This is a genomic window from Cellulomonas citrea (assembly GCF_009829685.1).
GTDB lineage: Bacteria > Actinomycetota > Actinomycetes > Actinomycetales > Cellulomonadaceae > Cellulomonas > Cellulomonas citrea.
Genome location: NZ_VWSD01000217.1, coordinates 1 through 3,362 on the forward strand (window position 1 = coordinate 1; position 3,362 = coordinate 3,362).

Annotated in this window: 5 protein-coding genes and 1 pseudogene; 1 reads left to right on the forward strand and 5 read right to left on the reverse strand. The window is 74.5% G+C overall.

Annotation, left to right across the window (positions count from 1 at the left end):
- On the forward strand, positions 1 to 666 hold a 666-nt coding region (locus F2B26_RS15210), incomplete at its 5' end, for an SbcC/MukB-like Walker B domain-containing protein (protein ID WP_268891118.1).
- A gap of 48 nt (positions 667 to 714) precedes the next feature.
- Here the strand turns inward: F2B26_RS15210 and F2B26_RS15215 are convergent.
- The 5 genes and pseudogenes from F2B26_RS15215 to F2B26_RS15235 form a co-directional block, all read right to left on the reverse strand.
- Positions 715 to 1,050, reverse strand: coding sequence for a hypothetical protein (locus F2B26_RS15215; protein WP_235929710.1), 336 nt, complete (start codon positions 1,048 to 1,050; stop codon positions 715 to 717).
- 94 nt (positions 1,051 to 1,144) lie between these two features.
- Positions 1,145 to 1,792 carry an HNH endonuclease family protein gene (locus tag F2B26_RS15220; RefSeq protein ID WP_235929711.1) on the reverse strand — a complete coding sequence of 216 codons (648 nt, stop codon included), beginning with the start codon at positions 1,790 to 1,792 and terminating at the stop codon, positions 1,145 to 1,147.
- A gap of 191 nt (positions 1,793 to 1,983) precedes the next feature.
- On the reverse strand, positions 1,984 to 2,409 hold the full coding sequence (locus tag F2B26_RS15225; RefSeq protein ID WP_159810802.1) for a nitroreductase family deazaflavin-dependent oxidoreductase: 426 nt from the start codon (positions 2,407 to 2,409) through the stop codon (positions 1,984 to 1,986).
- A 144-nt stretch (positions 2,410 to 2,553) separates the two neighbouring features.
- The gene (nrdI, locus tag F2B26_RS15230) at positions 2,554 to 2,985 is read right to left on the reverse strand and encodes a class Ib ribonucleoside-diphosphate reductase assembly flavoprotein NrdI (protein ID WP_159810804.1); all 432 of its coding nucleotides are present in this window, start codon (positions 2,983 to 2,985) and stop codon (positions 2,554 to 2,556) included.
- A gap of 42 nt (positions 2,986 to 3,027) precedes the next feature.
- Positions 3,028 to 3,362 (reverse strand): annotated as a pseudogene (locus F2B26_RS15235) (hypothetical protein); the annotation flags it as partial.

Sequence of the window (3,362 nt, forward strand, 5' to 3'; positions counted from 1 at the left end):
GAGGCGCGTGCGGCCGGGGCGGTCGCGGCCGAGGTCGCCCGGGCCACTGCGGTCGCCGTCGAGGGGGTGCTCACCGCGGCCCGCGCACTGGCCGGGGCTGTCGACCGGCACGCCCCCGTCGTGCGCCTGGCCGGGCTGGCCAGCGGGCAGGGGGCCGACAACGTCCGTCGCCTGTCGCTGGCGACGTATGTGCTGGTGCGACGGTTCGAGGACGTCATGGCCGCGGCCAACATGCGTCTGAGCACCATGTCCGACGGCCGCTACCAGCTGGTGCCCAGCGAGCAGAAGGAGGACGTGCGGGCTCGCGCGACGGGGCTGGCGATGCGCGTCGAGGACCACTGGACCGGTGCGCTGCGTGACCCGCGCACGCTGTCCGGCGGCGAGACCTTCTACGTCTCGCTCTGCCTGGCGCTCGGGCTGGCCGATGTGGTCGGCGCCGAGGCGGGCGGGGTCGAGCTCGGCACGCTGTTCGTCGACGAGGGCTTCGGCTCCCTCGACCCGCACGTCCTCGACCAGGTGCTCGCCGAGCTCGGCCGGCTGCGGGCCGGCGGGCGCACGGTCGGGGTGGTCTCCCACGTCGAGACCCTCAAGCAGGCGATCGCCGACCGGGTCGAGGTCCGCCCGCTCCCGGACGGGTCGAGCACGCTCACGGTCCGAGCGGGCTGACGGGCCGGTCGCCGGACGCCCCGGGTGCCCCGAGCCGAGGCTCGCTGCTCACCAGCTCCAGCCGCGTGCGGCGAGCTCGACCTCCTCGCGGAACCGCTCCTGCGGGTCACCCGTGAGGACGCTGGGCACCTCGACGCCGGCCATCCGGCAGGCCTCGGCGAGCAGCGCGTCGTAGGCCTGCTCGGTGGCGGCCATCCAGTGCGCCCGCGCGAACGTGTGCTCGTCGGCCTCCAGCCGGCGTACCTGGGCGGCGACTGCGGCCAACCGGTTCTGCAGCCACAGCGTCGCGAACGGGTCGTGCTCCGGAGGACGTCGTCGCACCCGCTCGGCCACGACGGTGAGCGCGCCGAGGCACAGCATCACCCCCGTGAGGAGGCTCGCCACGGCCACCACCCACATCGCTGGTGCCCTTCGCTCAGGGTTCGTCCAGGCTAGGGCGGGCTCGGCGGGCGCACCAGCGGACCGCCGGTGCCGTGCGTCACGCGGTCCGGCAGCCGTCCAGGACGTCGCTCATCGCGGCCTTCTCGTCCGCGGTCACCCACAGCCCGTAGGCCGACTTCACCCGGATCTGCTCGAGCACGTACGCACAGCGGTACCCGCTGCGCGGCAGCCACTGCGAGGCGTCGCCCGCACCCTTGGACTGGTTCGCCGCCCCCTGGACCGCGAGCAGGTTCGCCGGGTCGTTGGCGAACGCCAGCCGGCGTGCGTCGGCCCAGGTCGAGGCGCCGGTGCGCCACGCGTCGGCGAGTGCGACGACGTGGTCGATCTGCACCTGCGCGGACTGCGGACCGCGGACGAAGCTGATCGTGGTCCCGGTGTACGGGTCCGGCAGCGTGCCGCTGAGCACCCGGCACCCGTCGTCGGCGAGCACGACGTCGGTGAGGTCGCGGGCCAGCACGTCGTCGCGGGTGTCGCACCCGTTGCCGTCGACGTCGCTCCAGGCCTCGCCGAACTCCTCCCGGCGGTACCCGTCGAGCGGGTCGAGGTCGCGCACCGGGAGCTCAGCGAGCTGCGCGCGTCCGACGGTGAGGTCGTCGCCCCGGACCGGGAACCGTGCTGCGTCGCGTGCGGTCGCCCACTGCGGCGCCCCGAGCCCGATGGCCACGCAGACCACGAGGAGCGCCAACCACGGCCACACCTTCCGCCGACGCGGACCAGGAGACCGAGCCGGACGTGAACGCACCGGGGAAGCATGCCCTGGCCCGCCCACGTCCCGGCCGAGGCGACGGTGCGTGTCGCCGCCGGCCGGTGCCGGGGACGGTTCGTGGCGACGGCCGGTCCCCGCGGCGAGGTCGGGTGTCGCGCCCCGAGCCCGGCTCAGCCCTCGTCGGCGACCGGCTCCAGCACGAGCACCGGGATGACCCGGTCCGTCTTGGTCTGGTAGGTCGCGTAGTCCGGCCAGACCTCGACCGAACGCGCCCACCAGTCCTCGCGCTCGGCACCGGCGAGCTCACGCACGTCGTAGGTGCGTCGGACGGGGCCGTCCTGCAGCTGCACCCGCGGGTGCGCCACGAGGTTGTGGTACCAGGCGGGGTGCTCCGGGGAACCGCCGCGGGACGCCACCACGGCGTACCGGCCGTCGTGCTCGACCCGCATGAGGGCGACCTTGCGCTCGGCACCCGACCGGGCCCCGGTCGTGGTGAGGACGATGATCGGCACCCCGCGCAGGGTGTTGGCCTCGAGGCCTCCGGAGGCCTCGAACGCGGCGACCTGCTCGTCGCCGAACAGCTGCGGTTGGCTCATGCCTGCCCCAACCCCGGATCGCGCGAGCCTGTTCCCCGGGGCGGTCGAAGCCGGGTGACCCGTCGGACGGGCCGGGGTGGCCCGCCCGACCGGCCGGGGTGAGCCGGGCCGCGATCTGCGTGGCCGAGCGTGGGCGTCCCGGGCTCAGGCGACGCCGGCGTGGTGCGCGGCGAGCGCCTCGTCGAGGTCGGTGAGCAGGCGCTGGCACTCCTCGACGTCCCACGGGGTGCCCGCGAGCTCGAACTCGAACAGCACCGGCCGACCCGAGCGCCGGGCGATCTCGCGGGCCGCCATCTGGTAGTGCCGCCCGAAGTTGCGGTTGCCCGAACCCATCACCGCGACCAGCTCACGGCGGTTGTGGGCCGAGCGCAGGAAGCGGCGCACGGCCTCGGGGATGGTGTCGTTGCGGTCGTTCCCGGTCTTGTACGACGGAGTGAGCAGCACCCACGGGCCGTCGACCTCGCTCAGCCGGTGCTCACGCTCCGCCAGGTTGAACACCGGGCGGTCGAGGCGTTCGGCGAACGTACGGACCAGGCCCGAGGCCGAGGAGTAGTAGTAGACCGGGGTGCGCCGCATCGGTCCATTGAACCCCGTCGTGGGCTGCTGGTGCAGCGCGGCTCACCCGCCGGTGCACGACCGCAGCACGTTGAACACGACGATGGCGAGCACGATGAACACCGGGACGAACGACGACGCGTTCGACTTCCCGGCGGGCTTGGCCTGCGTTCCCGCTGCGGGCTTGCGCCGGGTCGCCGTCGTGGCCGGCACCCAGCCGTTCGGGGTGAGGACGTAGCCGTTGACCTTGTCGCCCACGCGGTAGGTCACCTGCTGCGCCGGCGTGGGGCTCGCGGCGGGCGCGCCACCGGTGCGCACGTTCGACGAGGCTCCGCCGGGGTTGGGCCGTGCGGCGGTGGGCCGCGCGGTGGCCGGTGCGGTCTGCGTCCGGGGTGCAG

Bases quoted from the DNA above. Each gene is read 5' to 3' on its own strand.
- F2B26_RS15225 (WP_159810802.1), bottom strand. From the start codon at position 2,409: ATGAGCCAACCGCAGCTGTTCGGCGACGAGCAGGTCGCCGCGTTCGAG.
- nrdI (WP_159810804.1), bottom strand. From the start codon at position 2,985: ATGCGGCGCACCCCGGTCTACTACTACTCCTCGGCCTCGGGCCTGGTC.